Origin of the sequence: Streptomyces sp. SAT1 (assembly GCF_001654495.1) — a bacterium.
Taxonomy (GTDB): Bacteria; Actinomycetota; Actinomycetes; order Streptomycetales; family Streptomycetaceae; genus Streptomyces; species Streptomyces andamanensis.
This window is the reverse complement of the sequence record NZ_CP015849.1, coordinates 3,638,666-3,655,530: the sequence shown is the minus strand read 5'-3', so window position 1 is coordinate 3,655,530 and position 16,865 is coordinate 3,638,666. Positions and strand designations below refer to the sequence as shown.

Here is a 16,865-nt window from a genome sequence, read left to right as displayed (position 1 = left end):
CCGCGCTGACGTGCCCGCGTACGCGTACGCGTCACAACGGTGGGCGCGCCCGCGTACGCGTCACGAGGGACACGGGCCCGGAGGCGGGCCCGAAGGCTCGGTGTCCCGTAGCCGGTTGCGCCGGAGCTTGCCGCTGCCGGTGACGGGCAGGTCGTCGCGGAAGACGACGGACCGCGGCACCTTGTAGTCCGCCAGGTGCGCGCGGCAGTGCCGCAGCAGCGCCCCGGCGTCGGCGGGGCGTCCCGGCGCCGGGACCACATAGGCCCGGGGGACCTCGCCCAGGTCGTGGTGCGCGACGCCGACGACGGCCGTGGAGAGGACGGCCGGATGCCGGGCGAGCACGTTCTCCACCTCGGTGGGGAAGATGTTGTGACCACCGCTGTTGATCAGGTCCTTGCAGCGGTCCAGCACGCGGAAGCAGCCCTCCGCGTCCCGCTCGGCCACGTCCCCGGTGTGCAGCCACCCGTCCGCGTCGGCGAGCGGGACGACCCCGGCGGACCGGTCGTAGCAGCCGGGGCTGATCCCCGGCCCGCGGACCAGGATCTCGCCCGTCTCCCGCGACCCCTCGGTCTCACCGGTCCCGTCGGCCTGCCCGGCCCCCGCCGCCCCGGGCGGTCGTCCCGCGGCGCTCGCGAGGGGGCGCAGGGCGAACTCGTGGCCGCGTACCGGGTAGCCCGCCCAGCCGTCCCGCCCGGCGCGGCCAGGGTCGAACGCGAGTCCGGGTCCGGCCAGTTCGGTCATCCCCCACGACTCGGTCAGCGGCGCGCCGGTGCGCTCGTACCAGGCGCGGGACAGCCCCTCGGGGAGCGCCTGTCCGGACGAGAGGCACCGCACGTGCCCCAGCGCACCGGACGGGACATGGGCGAGCATGCGGGCGTACATCGTCGGCACGGCCTCGACGGCGGTCGCGCGGTGCCGGACGATCAGCCGGGCCAGTCCGGCGGGGCGGAAGCGGCCGGCCAGCACGAGGGTGGCGCCCGCCAGGAACGTGCTGGCGGCCACCAGGTGCCCGTACGTGTGGGCCAGCGGCAGGGCCGTGGCCACCACGTCGTCCGCCCGGCGCTGCCGGGCCCAGTACGCGACGGCGCCGTGGACGGCCCGTTCCGTCTGGACGACCGCCCGGGGCGTGCCCGTGGTGCCCGACGTGTGGGCCAGCGCGTAGGTACCGGCGGGCGGCCGGACCCCGTCGTCCCCGTGCCGCCGCGCCCGTGCCGGGCCGTCGAGGTCCCCGGTGTGCCGGAGGACGACGGCGGGGCCCGTCACCGAGGCGAGGGCCGTGGTCTCGGCGGCGGTGAGCAGGCTGTTGGCGGGCGCGAGCACGGCTCCGCACTTGAGGACCGCCAGCAGCGCCACCGCCCAGGCCCAGCCGTTGGGCAGGGCGAGCGAGACGACCGTGCCGGGACCGGCGCCGGCACGCAGGAGCGCGTCCCGGACACGGTCGGACTCCCGGTCGAGCGCGCGATAGGAGAGCACCCGTTCGGACGTGACCAGCGCGGAGCGCTCGCCACCCGCGCGGACGGCGGCGAACAGAGCGGTCCGGAAGGGCAGTTCGTCACAGAACACGGCGACATGGTACTCATCCACCTTTATGCGCAAGGCTGATGGGATCTTCCGCGCGCGCACCGCCCCAACACCGCTCGCCCTCTTGCGCGTTATGCCGAGTGGCCCTGCCGTACAACGACTCCCGACGCGCCGCCGTCACGCCGCGCCCGCGCACCGGGAGCCGCCGTACCGGGCCCCTCGACCGCGACCGCCACCTCCCAGGAAGACCACGTATGACGCCTCCCCCACCCACGCTCCGCGTCCGCGATGTGCACAAGTCCTACGGCGCCCGCGGCGTCCTGCGCGGGGTCGACCTCGAACTGCCGCCGGGCCTGCTGGCCGGCGTCGTCGGCGAGAACGGCTCCGGCAAGTCCACCCTGCTGCGCATCCTCGCCGGCCGCCTCACCGCCGACCGGGGCAGCGTCGAGCACCGGGGCGGCCTGGGCTACTGCCCCCAGCACACCGTGCTCAACCCCGCCTTCACCGTCGACCAGCACCTGCGGTTCTTCCAGGTCGCGTACAACCTGCCGGATCTGAGGCGGGCCCACGAGCTGCTGGAGATCCTCCGCTTCTCCGGCCACCGCCGCCACCGGGTGACCACCCTCAGCGGCGGCACCCGGCAGAAGCTCAACCTCACCCTGGCCCTCATGCACGACCCGCCGCTGCTCCTGCTCGACGAGCCCTACCAGGGCTTCGACTGGGACACCTACGAGAGCTTCTGGGACCTCGCGGCGATCCTGCGCGCCCGGGGCCGCTCGATCCTGGTCATCTCCCACATCGCCTTCGACACCGACCGCTTCGACCAGGTGTGGCGGCTGGACGGCGGGCGCCTGGGCCGGAGCACCGGACACCCCGCAGCGGCGGTGAGCTGAGATGCGGCGCGCCTGGACCCGTTACTCCACCGCCGCCGGATACGCCGTCGTCGAACACCTGCGCAACCGGCTGGCCCTGGCGCTGGTGGTGTTCTTCATCCCCCTGTGGATCACGCTGGTCGTCCTCGTGATCACCGACGCCGACGTGCCGTTCTTCGTGCGGGCCACCCACCAGACCATCACCGTCGACGGCAACGACGCCAGCAAGCTCTCCGGCGCGCTCAACGCCGTCACGCTGATCGTCGGCTTCATGATGTTCATCGTCACCTACCGGTCCGCCGACTTCGACCACCGGCTGGCCGGCGCCGGGTACCCCCGCACCCATCTCCTCGCGGCCAAACTCACCTCGCTGGTCGCCGTGTCCGCGCTCATCTGCGCCTACGCCGTCACGGTCATCTGCTGGTACTGGACGCCCCGGCAGCCCGGGGTGCTCTGGCTCGCCGTCTTCGGAGCGGCCCTGGCCTTCGGCGGCATCGGCGTCATGCTCGGCGCGCTGCTGCGCGGCGAACTGGAAGGCATGTTCCTCATCATCATGCTCAGCATCATCGACACGGGGCTCCAGAACCCCGTCTCCAACCCGGACTCCGGCAGCGCCGTCGTCCGCTTCCTGCCCTGCTACGGCCCCATGCAGGCGAGCATCACCGCCGGTTTCCTGCACACCGTGCCCACCACCCATCTGCTGCTGGGCCCGCTGTGGTTCCTGGGCAGCGTCGCCGTCGCGGGCCTCGCCTTCCGGCTGCGCACCCACGACCGCAGACACCGCATCCCGTTCCTGCACCGCGTCCACCGCGTCGCGGACGGGGGCGCCTCATGACGGACACGACCTCCGCACGGCCGCGTACGGCCCCGGGCACGGGCGACGGACCAGCGGCCGCCGAGCCCGTACGCGTCCCTGCCCCTGCCCCCGCCCCCTCTTCTGCCCCGGCCGGCGGGGCCGAGGAGCGAGCGGACGCGGCGGCCGGACTGCGCGCGCACATCGACGCCCTGTATCCGGCGCGGCCCGGGGAGGCGGAGCTACGGGAGATCTCCGCACTGCCGGACGACTGCGCGCTGCCGCCCGGGACGGCTGTCCGGCTCGACGACGCCCTGGTGCGGCCGGTGCGCCGGCTGATCGAGCGGGGCGGGCACCGCTGGCGGCCCCGCCTCGCCACGGCCGCGGTCGAGGCCCTGGGCGGCGACCCGGCGGGCTTCGGCCCGCTGCTGGCCGCCGCGGAGATCCTCCACACCGGTTCGCTGATCGTCGACGACGTCCAGGACGGAGCCGTACGGCGCCGGGGCGCACCGGCGGTCCACGTCGAGTTCGGCCTCGCCGCGGCCCTCAACGCGGGGACGGCCGCCTACTTCTCCCTGGACCGGGTGGTGCCGCACCTGTCCCGCGACCCGCTGATCCAGGTGGCCATGTACCGGTCGTTCATGGCGGCGCTCCGCGCGGCCCACGCGGGCCAGGGCCTGGACATCGCCGGTCACCGGGAGGTGATGGACGCGGCGGCCGCGACCGGCGACGCGCGGCCGGTGCTCGAAGCGGTGCGCCTGACCCACCGCCTCAAGTCCGGGGCCCCGGTGCGCTGCCTGATGGAACTGGTCGCCCACACACGCGGGACGGACGACGCGCCGCGCCGGGCCCTCGCCCGGTACGGCGAAGCGGTCGGCACCGCCTACCAGATCACCGACGACGTCCAGGACCTCACCGGAGTGGTCCGCGACGGCGCCCCGACCAAGCTGATCGGCGAGGACCTGCACAACGGCAAGGTCACCATGCCCCTGGCCCACGCCGTCGCCCTGCTCCCGCGCGCCGAGCTGACCGCGCTGTGGCAGAGCGTACGGACCCCCGGAGCTGACCCCGGGACCGTACGGGAGGCGATCACCGCCCTCGTCTCCTGCGGCGCCCTGCGCGCGGCCCGCGAGGAGGCCGACCACCTGGTGGAACGGGCCTGGACCGCCCTGTCCCCCCATCTGCCCCCGTCCGAGGCCGCCACCCGCCTGCACACCCTCGGCCGCGCGACCGTACGCCGCAGCCGCCTCGCCTGAGGTCTGAGGGTTGAGGTCTGAGGGTTGAGGGTCGAGGGCCCAAGGAGACACGAGAACACCCCCTCTGATCGCGTTCCCGCACATCAGAGGGGGTGGAAGAAGTGGAGCCTAGGGGAGTCGAACCCCTGACATCTGCCATGCAAAGACAGCGCTCTACCAACTGAGCTAAGGCCCCGGAAGAGGAGCATCCGTCCGGTGAACCGCCTGCCGGCCGGGTGCCGCAGACCAGAGTACCGGGTCACCCCCCGGATCTCGCAAAAAGATGGGGGCTCCCCGCGACCGACCACTCTCCGTAAGATGCTCGGCGGGGTTCGCGACAGCGAACCGCGGTACTTGGGGAAGCGATGGGGAGACGCAATGGACGCCGCACAGCAGGAAGCGACCGCGAGAGCGCGGGAACTTCAGCGGAACTGGTACGGGGAGCCGTTGGGGGCGCTCTTCCGTAAGCTCATAGACGATCTGGGGCTCAACCAGGCGCGTCTGGCGGGGGTGCTGGGGCTGTCCGCGCCGATGCTCTCGCAGCTGATGAGCGGCCAGCGGGCGAAGATCGGCAATCCGGCGGTGGTCCAGCGGGTGCAGCTGCTCCAGGACCTGGCGGGGCAGGTGGCGGACGGCAGCGTCAGCGCGGCCGAGGCGACCGAGCGCATGGAAGAGATCAAGAGGTCGCAGGGGGGCTCGGTGCTCAGCAACACCACTCAGACGACGAGCGGTTCGGGCGCTCCCACCGTCAAGCGCGTGGTCCGCGAGATCCAGTCGCTGCTGCGCTCGGTCGCCGCGGCGGGCGACATCATCGACGCCGCGGACAGCCTCACCGCCACCCATCCCGAACTGGCCGAGTTCCTGCGGGTGTACGGCGCCGGCCGCACCTCCGACGCCGTGGCGCACTACCAGTCCCACCAGAACTGACCCCACCGGGAAGGGTCGTACCGCGCGTCGCGGGGGAAGCCAAGGGGAGGTGACCCCTGGGGGAGGAGCGACGCGCAGCCATGGGTGAGGTCTTCGCCGGCCGGTACGAGCTGGCCGACCCGATCGGACGCGGTGGGGTCGGCGCGGTCTGGCGCGCCTGGGACCACCGCCGGCGCCGGTACGTGGCCGCGAAGGTCCTCCAGCAGAGCGACGCGCACTCCCTGTTGCGCTTCGTGCGGGAACAGGCACTGCGGATCGACCATCCGCATGTGCTCGCACCGGCCAGTTGGGCCGCCGACGACGACAAGGTCCTGTTCACCATGGACCTGGTCGCCGGCGGCTCGCTGGTCCATCTGGTCGGGGACTACGGCCCGCTGCCGCCGCGGTTCGTCTGCGTCCTCCTGGACCAGTTGCTCGCGGGGCTCGCCGCGGTGCACTCGGAGGGCGTCGTGCACCGGGACATCAAGCCCGCGAACATCCTGCTGGAGGCCACCGGCACCGCGCGGCCGCGGCTGCGGCTGTCCGACTTCGGCGTCGCGATGCGGCTGGGCGAGCCCCGGCTGACCGAGACCGACCTGGTCGTGGGGACGCCCGGCTATCTCGCACCCGAGCAGATGATGGGTGCCGACCCGGACTTCCCCGCCGACCTGTTCGCCACCGGCCTGGTCGCCCTCTATCTGCTCCAGGGCGCCAGACCCGACACCCGAGCGCTCGTCGAGCACTTCGCCGAGAACGGGACACCGGGCGCGCCCCAGGGCATCCCCGAGCCGCTGTGGCAGGTCGTGGCCGGCCTGCTGGAGCCGGACCCCCGGGTCAGGTTCCGCACGGCCACCGGAGCCCGCAAGGCCCTCGCCTCGGCCCTCGAACTCCTCCCGCCCCCGGGCCCCGACGACGAACCCATCGAGATCTTCGACCAGCTCGGCCCCCTCCCCCCGGACTTCGGCCCGGCCGGCCCGCCCCCGCGCGGGCCCGGCACTCCCGGGACCCTGCCGGACGCGGCCGGCCTCAGCGGAGGCGGTCCGCTGCCGCACGGGGCGGGACGGGGCGGTTCGCCGCCGCGTGCGGCGGAACCGAGCGGGTCACTGCCGCGCGGGGCGGCGGCAGGCGGTTCACCGCCGGACGTGGCCGACTCGGGCGTACCGCTGCCGCCCGCGGTGGAGCCGGGCCGGCCGGTGCCGCGCCCGACCCCGCCCGCCGGCTCCGCGCCGCCCGGATCGAGCGCGCCCGGATCGAACACGGCCGGAGCAAGCGCGGCCGGATCGGGACCGGCCGTATCCCCGACGACCGGTCCTGTGGTGCAGGACGGCGCCCAGGCGCCCGGACACGCTTCGACCGGGCCGCTGCCTCCTGGGGACGGCCCGCAGCACCCGCGTCAGCCTCGCAAAGTGGCCCGCAGCGACTTCTCACCACCCGATCCCGCCACCCCGGGCACGGGCTTGGGCTTGGGCAGCGGTACCGGCCCTGCTCCCGGCCTCGACACCCCGTCCTTCCCGCCGCCGCCGTTCCCCGCGACCGCTCCACCGCCCCCGTTGCCGACCGCGCCCTCCGCCACCCTCCCCGTGCGCCCCGGCGCCGCCCCCTCGGCTCCCCTCCCTTCCCCTCCCTCCGCGCGGAGGGAGTCCGCTGCCCTGTCGGACACCGGCGGCTTCCCCCTGGCGCCGCCCCACCGCTCCGGCCCTCCGGTAACTCCCGCCGCCCGGTCCTCGACGGCCGACGACACCTCCACAGCGCCCTACACCGTCGAGACCCCGCAGGAACCGCCCCGAAGGGCACGGGAGTTCTCCCGGCACCGCGCCGCCCGCGCCCGGCGCCCCGGGCCGCCCACCGCGGTGGCGATCACGCTGCTCCTGCTCGCGCTGGCCTGCTACGCCGTCGGCCTCTGGGCGCTGTTCCGGCTGTGAGGGCCGCAGAGACCTGGAGCCCGTGGAGGCGTGGAGGCCGCAGAGACCTGGAGGCCGTGGAGGCGTGGAGGCCGTGGGGCCAGCCCGCCCCGGGTTACGGCCTGGTCCCCGCCCCGACCCCCGCCGCGCGCCGGGCGGTCAGGGTCCACACCCCGAGGACGGCCAGCAGCGCGGTCCCCGTGCCCAGTCCGGCCACGGCGAGCACCCGCAGCCCCGTGGAGCCGGTCGCCGCACCCGGGCCGCCGGAGCCCCCGGGGTCCCGGCCCCCGGCCGCCGCCTCCCGGTCGCGGTCCGTGACCTCGAACAGCCCCGCGGGCTCGGAGCGGCCCGCGTACCCCGGCCCCGGCCCCGCGGCGCCGCTCACCCGCACCCGCAGGGTCAAGTCGTAGGGCCCGTCCCCGAACACACCGGCCGTCTGCGCGGCGAGATGCACGACCAGGTAGTACGAGCCGGCGAACCGCATGCCCTTGCCCGGGTCGGTGAAACCGCGGCGGTTGGCGTAGGCGACGGGCGGCAGGGGGGCCAGGGCGGCGGAGGCCGGATGCCCGCTGTAACCGGCGTACGCCTCCTCCACCGAGCCGCGCACCGGGTTGTACAGCGACAGGGTCAGCGCCCCGTCGGCGTATCCGCTGCCACCGCTCGCACCGCCCAGCCCGGCCGTGGCGTCCAGCCGCTGCCCCCAGTCCACGGGCACCCGGTAGAAGAGCGTCCCGCCGGGCCGGATCCGGTCCCGCCAGACGCCCTGCCCGACCGGGGCGGCCCGCTCGAACCCGGCGCCGCCCGCCCGGTCCGCCACCGGGCCGGTGACGGGCGCGGCGGAGGCGGAGTCCACGGCCCGCGGGGTGTCCGTCGCCCCGGCCGCCCGCTCGAGACCGGGTTCGGACGCCACGGTCAGCTCCAGGGGCCAGGTGTCCGGTGCGGAGCCCTCGGCGGAGATGCGCTCGACGAGCGCGTAGTACGCGCCGGCGCCCTGGCACAGCGCCTGCCCGGAGGAGACCTCCCGGGCGCCCCACGCGGCGATGGGGTGCGGGCTGCGGCTCGTGCCGAAGCGGGCGGTCTGGTACGAGCAGGAGGTGCCGTGGGCGTCCCGCACGGTGACCCTGAGGCCGTCCGTGGCGGCGACCGCGCCGCCGGGGCCGGGGACCGCCGTGGCGGAGACGTAGGCGGTGGTCGCGGCGTCGAGGTCGAGGCGGTAGTAGAGCCGGCCACCGCCGGGCAGGGCGCTGCGGTAGGCGCGGCCGGGTTCGAGGCGGGGCGCGCCGCCCGTGGACGCCGCTCCGGCGACGGACCGGGCGCCGTCGGCGAAGGCGTACGGGGCCGGTGTCCCGGCCGCGAACGCCCCCGGCGCCGCCACGGCGGCCACCAGGCCCAGCACCGCGGCCGCGACCGCCACCACCGCCGGGCGCACTCTCGGACGCGTCGGTCCCGTCCCGGCACCGCCCGCGCGGGGCCCCCGTCCTGTCGTGGGCCGTCTCATCCCCGCGCCACCCCTCGCGTTCGCCGTCGCCGCTCCGGACGTCGGCCATCCTGCCCCGGGCGGGGTTGCGCCATCCGCGTATCGCGTACGGGCGTCCGAAACATCGGGGTCGAAAGGCGGGGGCCACCCCACGGCTACCTCACGCGGTCCGGGTCCGCAAAACGGGAGCGGCTCCGGACACACAAAACCCCGACCGCTGCGGCGGCCGGGGTCTGTTCAGGACCGGTGGTCGGTGCTCACGAACCCGTGGGCACGGAGTCAGTCGCCTCCGTCCACAGATCCTGCTCGGCGCGATCCGCCTGGATCTGGCGGTACACGAGGAGCCCGCCGATGGCGGCCAGTGCGACCAGGAGAAGCTTCTTCACCGCGCGACCTCGTCTTTCGTTGACGTAGGGGACCTCTGGCGCCCGACTATACACACCGGTCGATACCGATCGGTGACCTGCGTCCGCCCTCAACTGTCAGGGAGCGGAACGCAGTAGACAGCCGTCGAAGCGTTCCGATCGGAGGGTGATCACATCCGCACGGACCGTGACATTTGCCCACCCTCCTCCCGTCTCCGGAGCTTTTCGCCGCTCATGCGTCCATCCGAGTGGTGTTCATCCGAAGATCCCCGCGCCACGGGCGTCGGTCCACCACTTCGCGTCGCTCATACACATGATGAGCAAAGTACGCAAATCGCCCAACCCGAAAGTGAGGGGCCATGGACCAGCTCAGGGTCAAGAAGCTGTGGACCGCCATCGTCACCGCCTTCCTCGCGCTCTGCACGGCGCTCGGACTCGTCACCACGACCGCCAGCGCGGCCACGGTCGCTCCGCAGCCCGAGACGGCGCCCAAGAGCACCACGGCGAGGGTGCCGGCCCAGACGACGGCGAGCAGGCCCAGAGCCCATGCCCGGTCCCTGCCCCCCACGATGAAGCAGCGGATCCGCGCCGAGGCGCACGGAAAGTCACCGAGTTGCCGCCACCGCCCGCTCGCGGACGCGCAGTCGCTCGCCACCGACCCGGAATGCGAACCCGACGAACCTCCGGCCCGCCCCAGCATCCCGCTCCAGCGCTGACAGGACCGCCCCGGCACCGCCGGAGCCCTCCTCCGCACCCATTGACGTAACGGCGAAGCGCGTACGGCCTCCCCGAAACGCACCACCGCACCACCCCGTCAGCCCGAAGACCCGGTCGGCCCGCCGACCGGGTCCTCCCCATGCCCGCTACGGCCCGGCCGGCCTCCTACCGGTGCGTCTCCAGGAAGTGGCGCAGCGCCTCCGGGCCGTTGTCGTCGAGGGCGGCCTGGGCCGCCGCCCGCACGGTGGCGCTGGTCTTGGGGTCGGCGAGGACACGGAAGATGGCGACCCGGTCGTCCTCGGCCTGCGCCAGGCGGTAGCCCGTCTCCAGCCAGGCACGGATCTCCTGGGCATCGTTGCCGTCCAGAAGCCGGTTGACTTCGGCGACGACGCGCTTACCGCTCTCCGGCTTCGCCAGAATCCTGGCGAGAGCGACCTTGTCGTCCTCGGCCTGCGCGAGCGGGTAACCCGTCTCCAGCCAGGCACGGATCTCCTGGGCATCGTTGCCGTCGAGAAGCCGGTTGACTTCGGCGACGACGCGCTTACCGCTCTCCGGCTTCGCCAGGATCCTGAAGAGAGCGACCTTGTCGTCCTCGGCCTGCGCGAGCGGGTAACCCGTCTCCAGCCAGGCGCGCATCTGCTCCACCGTGCCGCTGTCGAGCAGCGCGTTCGCCTCCCGGATCACGCGCTTGCCGCTGGCCGGGTCGGCGAGGATGCGGGATATCGCCACCCGAAGGTCGTCCAGGCCCAGGTCGTCGTAGGGCGAGCCGGCCGTCGCGGCGGTGATCACGGGGGCCGTGGAGGCGGTGGAGGCGGCCATGGACGGTGTGGTGAGCACCAGCGCCGGGGCAAGAGCGCCTGCGGCCACAGCGAGGATCACGCGAGTCGGTCTCATGAGGTCAACCACCTTTGTCTCTGCAAGGAGTGCCGTGCCCGGATCATGCCAAGCGGAGGTCAGTCGGCGCAGTGCCTCAATCAGGCAGTTCTGGCCGGTCCTGCTTGCCGGTGGCACGCATCACCGCGGCCGGAGGCGGCCGTGAACGGCGAAGACCCCCGACCGGTACCGGCTGGGGGTCTTCGTGCTGGTGGGGCTAACAGGATTTGAACCTGTGGCCTCATCCTTATCAGGGATGCGCTCTAACCAACTGAGCTATAGCCCCGCCGCGCTCTGCGGTGTATGTCCCGCGCGCTGACCCCTGAAGATTAGCGCACGACGGGGGCAGTCCCAAAATCGGTGGGAGGACGGGCTCCGGCGGCCCACGAGGGGCCGCCGGAGATGGCTACGGACGACGTCTCACTCGTCCTCGGCCAGCGTCAGTTCGATGCCGCCGACGAAGCCCGCCGAGAGGTTGTAGATGAAGGCGCCGAGGGTCGCCAGCGCCGTCGCCAGGACGACGTCGATGACCGCGATGATCGCCGCGAACATCAGGACGTGCGGCAGGGACAGGAAGGACTGGAGGTCGAAGCCGTTCGACTCGGTGGAGCCGGTCGCCTCCGAGATGGTCCCGCCGACCGTCGAGAAGACGCCCATCGCGTTCATGACCATCCACAGCACGGCCGAGGCCACGACGGTGCAGATGCCCAGCGCGATGGAGAGCAGGAAGCTGACCTTCATCACCGACCACGGGTCGGCCTTGGCCACGCGCAGCCGCGCCTTGCGGGTGCGCGGGGTGGTCCTGGCGCCGGTGCGCGGCCTGCGCACGGTGCCGGACCGGTCCGCGCCGGCCGCCGGGTAGGCCTGGGGCGGGTGGTACGGGCCGCCGTGCTGCTGCGGCTGCCGCTCCCCGGGCAGCGGGGAGGCCGCAGCGTGCTGCTGGGCCGCCCCGGGCTGACCCTGCGTCTGCGGGCCTCTGGTGTCCGTCACCGTTCCCCCCTGGGATCCGTGCGTGGGAGAGTGCGAGTCGGTCGCGGGCGACTTGATCGCGTTCAGGTTGGTGGTGTGCGAGTCCGTCGCACGCGCGGCGGAGCCACGGCCGCCGCCCGATTCCGTACCAGTGGAGGTACCGGACGATCCGGCGCCCGTGGCTCCGCTCACGATGACTCACTCCTCGTGCTACTCGGCCGAGGGCGCCTCACCCTCGTCCGTGCCGGTGGTCGCGGCACCCTCGGCGGTCTCGTCCACGGCCACGTCGCCGTCGACTTCCTCCGCCTCGCGTCCCGCCTCGGCGTTACGTGCGATACCGACGACGGCATCGCGCTTGCCCAGGTTGATCAGTTGGACGCCCATGGTGTCACGGCCCGTCTCCCTGACCCCGCTGACTCGCGTGCGAATCACTCCGCCCGAGAGTGTGATGGCGAGGATCTCGTCGCTCTCCTCGACCACCAGCGCGCCCACGAGCGAACCGCGGTCCTCCACGATCTTGGCGGCCTTGATGCCGAGGCCGCCGCGGCCCTGGACGCGGTACTCGTCGACCCGGGTCCGCTTGGCGTACCCGCCGTCGGTGGCAGTGAACACGAACGTACCGGCTCGCACCACATTCATCGACAGCAGTTCGTCGCTCTCGCGGAAGCTCATGCCCTTCACACCCGAGGTGGCACGGCCCATGGGCCGCAGGGTGTCGTCCGAGGCGGTGAACCTGATCGACTGCGCCTTCCTGCTGATCAGCAGCAGGTCGTCGTCGGCCGAGACCAGCTCCGCGCCGATCAGCTCGTCGTCGGCGCCGTCCTGGCCCTCGCGCAGGTTGATCGCGATGACGCCGCCCGAGCGAGGCGAATCGTAATCCTTCAGAGGCGTCTTCTTGACCAGTCCGGCCTTGGTGGCGAGCACCAGGTAGGGGGCCGCCTCGTAGTCGCGGATCGCCAGGATCTCGGCGATGGCCTCGTCCGGCTGGAAGGCCAGCAGGTTCGCCACGTGCTGGCCGCGCGCGTCCCGGCCGGCGTCCGGCAGCTCGTACGCCTTCGCCCGGTACACCCGGCCCTTGTTCGTGAAGAACAGCAGCCAGTGGTGCGTGGTGGAGACGAAGAAGTGGTCGACGATGTCGTCTTCCTTGAGCTTCGCGCCGCGCACGCCCTTGCCGCCGCGCTTCTGGGCGCGGTAGTCGTCGGTCTTGGTCCGCTTGATGTAGCCGCCGCGGGTGACCGTGACGACGATGTCCTCCTCGGCGATCAGGTCCTCGATGGACATGTCGCCCTCGTACGGGATGAGCTTGGTCTTGCGGTCGTCGCCGTACTTCTCGACGATCGCGGCCAGCTCCTCGCTGACGATGCCGCGCTGGCGGACCGGGGAGGCCAGGATCGCGTTGTACTCGGTGATCTTCGCCTGGAGCTCGTCGTGCTCCTGGACGATCTTCTGGCGCTCCAGGGCGGCCAGCCGGCGCAGCTGCATCTCCAGGATGGCGTTGGCCTGGATCTCGTCGATCTCCAGCAGGTCCATCAGGCCCCCGCGCGCCACGTCCACGGTCGCGCTGCGCCGGATGAGGGCGATGACCTCGTCGATGGCGTCCAGGGCCTTCAGCAGGCCGCGCAGGATGTGCGCGCGCTCCTCGGCCTTGCGCAGCCGGAAGCGGGTCCTGCGGACGATGACCTCGATCTGGTGCGTCACCCAGTGGCGGATGAACGCGTCCAGCGAGAGGGTGCGCGGCACGCCGTCGACCAGGGCCAGCATGTTGGCGCCGAAGTTGGTCTGGAGGTCGGTGTGCTTGTAGAGGTTGTTCAGGACGACCTTGGCGACCGCGTCCCGCTTGAGGACGATGACCAGGCGCTGGCCCGTGCGCGAGCTGGTCTCGTCGCGGACGTCCGCGATGCCGCCGATCTTGCCGTCCTTCACCAGGTCGGCGATCTTCTGCGCGAGGTTGTCCGGGTTGGTCTGGTACGGCAGCTCGGTGACGACCAGGCACTGCCGGTTCTGGATCTCCTCGACCTCGACGACCGCGCGCATGGTGATGGAGCCGCGCCCGGTGCGGTACGCCTCCTCGATGCCCTTGCGGCCGACGACCAGCGCGCCGGTCGGGAAGTCCGGGCCCTTGATGCGCTCGATGAGCGCGTCGAGCAGCTCCTCGTGCGAGGCGTCCGGGTTCTCCAGGCACCACTGGGCACCGGCGGCGACCTCGCGCAGGTTGTGCGGCGGGATGTTGGTCGCCATGCCGACCGCGATGCCGGCCGAGCCGTTGATCAGCAGGTTCGGGAAGCGGGCGGGCAGGACGGTCGGCTCCTGGGAGCGGCCGTCGTAGTTGTCCGTGAAGTCGACGGTCTCCTCGTCGATGTCGCGGACCATCTCCATCGACAGCGGCGCCATCTTGCACTCGGTGTAGCGCATGGCCGCCGCCGGGTCGTTGCCCGGCGAGCCGAAGTTGCCGTTGGAGTCCACCAGCGGCATCCGCATCGCCCACGGCTGCGCCAGGCGGACCAGCGCGTCGTAGATCGAGGAGTCGCCGTGCGGGTGGTAGTTGCCCATGACGTCGCCGACGACGCGGGCGCACTTGTAGAAGCCGCGCTCGGGGCGGTAGCCGCCGTCGTACATGGCGTACAGCACGCGCCGGTGGACGGGCTTGAGACCGTCCCGGACGTCGGGCAGCGCACGCGAGACGATGACGGACATCGCGTAGTCGAGGTACGAGCGCTGCATCTCCGTCTCGAGCCCGACGGGCTCGATGCGCATGGCGATGTCGCCGCCCTCTTCAGGGGTGACTGGAGTGTTCTCGTCGGCCATTGCTGGTGAGGATCCTTCCTGGTGCGGTCAGCTGAGACCGACTCAGATGTCGAGGAAGCGGACGTCCTTGGCATTGCGCTGGATGAACTGGCGGCGGGCCTCGACGTCCTCGCCCATCAGGACCGAGAACAGGTCGTCGGCCTGGGCGGCGTCGTCGAGGGTGACCTGGCCGAGCACGCGGTGCTCCTGGTCCATGGTGGTCACGCGCAGTTCCTCGGCGTTCATCTCGCCGAGGCCCTTGAAGCGCTGGATCGAGTCCTCGCGCACCCGCTTGCCGCGCTGGCGGCCCATTTCCAGGAGCGCGTCGCGCTCGCGGTCGGAGTAGGCGTACTCGACGTCCTCCCGGCCCCACTTGATCTTGTACAGCGGGGGGCGGGACAGGAACACATGGCCGGCCTCGACCAGCGGCCGCATGAAGCGGAACAGGAAGGTCAGCAGCAGGGTGTTGATGTGCTGGCCGTCGACGTCGGCGTCCGCCATCAGGATGATCTTGTGATAGCGGAGCTTCTCGATGTCGAAGTCCTCGTGCACACCCGTGCCGAACGCGGAGATCAGCGCCTGGATCTCCTGGTTCTGGAGGATCTTGTCGATCCGCGCCTTCTCGACGTTGAGGATCTTGCCACGGATGGGCAGGATCGCCTGGTACTCCGGGTTGCGGCCGGACTTGGCCGAGCCGCCGGCGGAGTCGCCCTCGACGATGAAGATCTCGCACTTGGTGGGGTCGTTCGACTGGCAGTCCGAGAGCTTGCCCGGCAGTGAGGCGGACTCCAGCAGGCCCTTGCGGCGGGTGAGGTCGCGGGCCTTGCGGGCCGCGACGCGCGCGGTGGCCGCCTGGATGCCCTTGCGGATGATGTCCGCCGCCTCGACCGGGTTGCGGTCCAGCCAGTCGTTCAGGTGTTCGTAGACGGCGCGCTGGACGAAGGTCTTCGCCTCGGTGTTGCCCAGCTTGGTCTTCGTCTGGCCCTCGAACTGCGGCTCGCTCAGCTTGACCGAGATGATCGCGGTCAGGCCCTCGCGGATGTCGTCGCCCGTGAGGTTGTCGTCCTTGTCGCGCAGCAGCTTCTTGTCGCGCGCGTACTTGTTGATCAGGCTGGTGAGGGCCGCCCGGAAGCCCTCCTCGTGCGTACCGCCCTCATGCGTGTGGATGATGTTGGCGAACGAGTACACACCCTCGCTGTAGCCGCCGTTCCACTGCATGGCGACTTCCAGGGACAGGCTCTTGTCCCGGTCCTCGGCCTCCAGGTCGATGATCGTGGGGTGCACCACCTCTCCCTTGCGGGAGTTGAGGTACTTCACGAAGTCGACGATGCCGCCCTCGTAGTGGTAGGTGACGGACTTGACCTCGTCCTTCTGGTCCGCGCCCGCCTCGTCCGCACCGGTGGTGGCCTTGGCCGACTCGCGCTCGTCGGTCAGCCGGATCGTCAGGCCCTTGTTGAGGAAGGCCATCTCCTGGAAGCGCCGCGACAGCGTCTCGAAGGAGTACTCGGTGGTCTCGAAGATGTCCGGGTCGGCCCAGAAGGTGACCGAGGTGCCGGTGTCCTCGATCTCCTCGTGCTGGGCCAGGGGGGCGGTGGGGACGCCCATCTTGTATTCCTGGGTCCAGCGGTGCCCGTCGGTCCTGACCTCGACGGAGACCTTGGACGACAGGGCGTTCACCACGGAGACGCCGACGCCGTGCAGACCGCCGGAGACCGCGTAGCCGCCCCCGCCGAACTTGCCGCCCGCGTGCAGCACGGTGAGCACGACCTCCAGGGCCGGCTTGCCCTCGGAGGGGACGATGCCCACCGGGATGCCGCGGCCGTTGTCCACGACACGGACCCCGCCGTCGGGCAGGATCGTCACGTCGATGGTGTCCGCGTGCCCGGCCAGCGCCTCGTCGACCGAGTTGTCGACGACCTCGTACACAAGGTGGTGCAGACCGCGCTCACCGGTGGAGCCGATGTACATACCGGGTCGCTTGCGGACCGCGTCCAGACCCTCGAGGACGGTGATGGCGCTGGCGTCGTACGAGGCCGTGGCCTCACTGTGCAAAGAGGCGGCCGACGGCTCGGCGTCGGCGTCGGTGGACGGGATGTTCTCGTTGGGGTTGCCGGAATCGGCCACGAAGCGCCCTTTCTGGCACAGCACGAGCCGGGCTCCTGGGGGTGCCCCCTTTGGGGGAGGGTCGCCGGAGCGGCTGCGGCATGTTGCGTTGGTAAGCCTTTGATCAGCGTTGCTCAGCTTTTCCCGGACGGTCCCCACGGGCGGGGCGGGATCTGCTCCCAGTCTACCGGTAGCGCCGACAGTGATGGGGGTTTGCGGGTACCTGAGTCCGCATGTGGCGCCCTGAACCGGCCTTCGCCGGGTCCCGATATGCGGAAGGGGGCTCCAAGAGGCTCACAGCGGCACTCAGCGCTTCCGGATGTCAACCCTTCGCTACTCCGGGGTCAGG

Annotated in this window: 13 protein-coding genes and 2 tRNA genes; 6 read left to right on the top strand and 9 right to left on the bottom strand. The window is 72.1% G+C overall.

Annotated elements, in window-relative coordinates:
• Window positions 1–60: 60 nt before the first annotated feature.
• Window positions 61–1,563 (bottom strand): class I adenylate-forming enzyme family protein, encoded by a 1,503-nt coding sequence (locus A8713_RS15845; protein ID WP_159393101.1) that lies wholly within the window; start codon window positions 1,561–1,563, stop codon window positions 61–63.
• Between the two features lie 212 nt (window positions 1,564–1,775).
• On the opposite strand from A8713_RS15845, the gene A8713_RS15840 reads away from it, so the two are divergent.
• Genes A8713_RS15840 through A8713_RS15830 form a run of 3 tightly spaced genes read left to right on the top strand, consistent with a single transcriptional unit; the run spans window position 1,776 to window position 4,442 of the window.
• Window positions 1,776–2,414 (top strand): ATP-binding cassette domain-containing protein, encoded by a 639-nt coding sequence (locus tag A8713_RS15840; RefSeq protein ID WP_064534103.1) that lies wholly within the window; start codon window positions 1,776–1,778, stop codon window positions 2,412–2,414.
• Between the two features lies 1 nt (window position 2,415).
• Window positions 2,416–3,228, top strand: coding sequence for a hypothetical protein (locus A8713_RS15835; protein ID WP_064534101.1), 813 nt, complete (start codon window positions 2,416–2,418; stop codon window positions 3,226–3,228).
• On the top strand, window positions 3,225–4,442 hold the full coding sequence (locus A8713_RS15830) for a polyprenyl synthetase family protein (protein WP_064534099.1): 1,218 nt from the start codon (window positions 3,225–3,227) through the stop codon (window positions 4,440–4,442). Before A8713_RS15835 ends, A8713_RS15830 begins: the two co-directional genes overlap by 4 nt.
• 102 nt (window positions 4,443–4,544) lie before the next feature.
• On the opposite strand, the gene A8713_RS15825 is transcribed toward A8713_RS15830, so the two are convergent.
• Window positions 4,545–4,617, bottom strand: a tRNA-Ala gene (locus A8713_RS15825).
• 182 nt (window positions 4,618–4,799) lie between these two features.
• Here A8713_RS15825 and A8713_RS15820 point away from each other — a divergent pair.
• Together A8713_RS15820 and A8713_RS15815 are read left to right on the top strand one after the other, a co-directional pair.
• A complete protein-coding gene (locus A8713_RS15820) occupies window positions 4,800–5,348 on the top strand; it encodes a helix-turn-helix domain-containing protein (RefSeq protein WP_064534097.1) in 549 nt (182 codons plus the stop codon).
• A gap of 80 nt (window positions 5,349–5,428) precedes the next feature.
• Window positions 5,429–7,249 (top strand): serine/threonine-protein kinase, encoded by a 1,821-nt coding sequence (locus tag A8713_RS15815; protein WP_064534095.1) that lies wholly within the window; start codon window positions 5,429–5,431, stop codon window positions 7,247–7,249.
• A 94-nt stretch (window positions 7,250–7,343) separates the two neighbouring features.
• Here the strand turns inward: A8713_RS15815 and A8713_RS15810 are convergent, their stop codons facing one another.
• Together A8713_RS15810 and A8713_RS33930 are read right to left on the bottom strand one after the other, a co-directional pair.
• Window positions 7,344–8,657, bottom strand: a complete 1,314-nt coding sequence (locus A8713_RS15810) for a hypothetical protein (RefSeq protein WP_064534093.1) — start codon at window positions 8,655–8,657, stop codon at window positions 7,344–7,346.
• Window positions 8,658–8,962: 305 nt separating this feature from the next.
• Window positions 8,963–9,091, bottom strand: coding sequence for a DLW-39 family protein (locus A8713_RS33930; protein WP_003999697.1), 129 nt, complete (start codon window positions 9,089–9,091; stop codon window positions 8,963–8,965).
• A 338-nt stretch (window positions 9,092–9,429) separates the two neighbouring features.
• On the opposite strand from A8713_RS33930, the gene A8713_RS15805 reads away from it, so the two are divergent.
• Window positions 9,430–9,786, top strand: a complete 357-nt coding sequence (locus A8713_RS15805) for a DUF6344 domain-containing protein (RefSeq protein ID WP_064534091.1) — start codon at window positions 9,430–9,432, stop codon at window positions 9,784–9,786.
• Window positions 9,787–9,952: 166 nt separating this feature from the next.
• Here A8713_RS15805 and A8713_RS15800 read toward each other — a convergent pair whose 3' ends face one another.
• The 5 genes from A8713_RS15800 to gyrB all read right to left on the bottom strand — a co-directional run bounded on the left by A8713_RS15800 (window position 9,953) and on the right by gyrB (window position 16,561).
• Window positions 9,953–10,681: an ALF repeat-containing protein gene (locus A8713_RS15800; RefSeq protein ID WP_064534089.1), complete on the bottom strand. Its 729-nt coding sequence runs from the start codon at window positions 10,679–10,681 to the stop codon at window positions 9,953–9,955.
• A 188-nt stretch (window positions 10,682–10,869) separates the two neighbouring features.
• Window positions 10,870–10,946: transfer RNA gene (locus A8713_RS15795), tRNA-Ile, on the bottom strand.
• Between the two features lie 134 nt (window positions 10,947–11,080).
• Window positions 11,081–11,821, bottom strand: coding sequence for a DUF3566 domain-containing protein (locus A8713_RS15790; protein WP_079158983.1), 741 nt, complete (start codon window positions 11,819–11,821; stop codon window positions 11,081–11,083).
• Window positions 11,822–11,839: 18 nt separating this feature from the next.
• On the bottom strand, window positions 11,840–14,434 hold the full coding sequence (gene gyrA, locus A8713_RS15785) for a DNA gyrase subunit A (protein ID WP_064534084.1): 2,595 nt from the start codon (window positions 14,432–14,434) through the stop codon (window positions 11,840–11,842).
• A 42-nt stretch (window positions 14,435–14,476) separates the two neighbouring features.
• Entirely contained in the window at window positions 14,477–16,561 is a 2,085-nt protein-coding gene (gene gyrB, locus A8713_RS15780) for a DNA topoisomerase (ATP-hydrolyzing) subunit B (protein WP_064534082.1), read from the bottom strand.
• Window positions 16,562–16,865 lie beyond the last annotated feature (304 nt).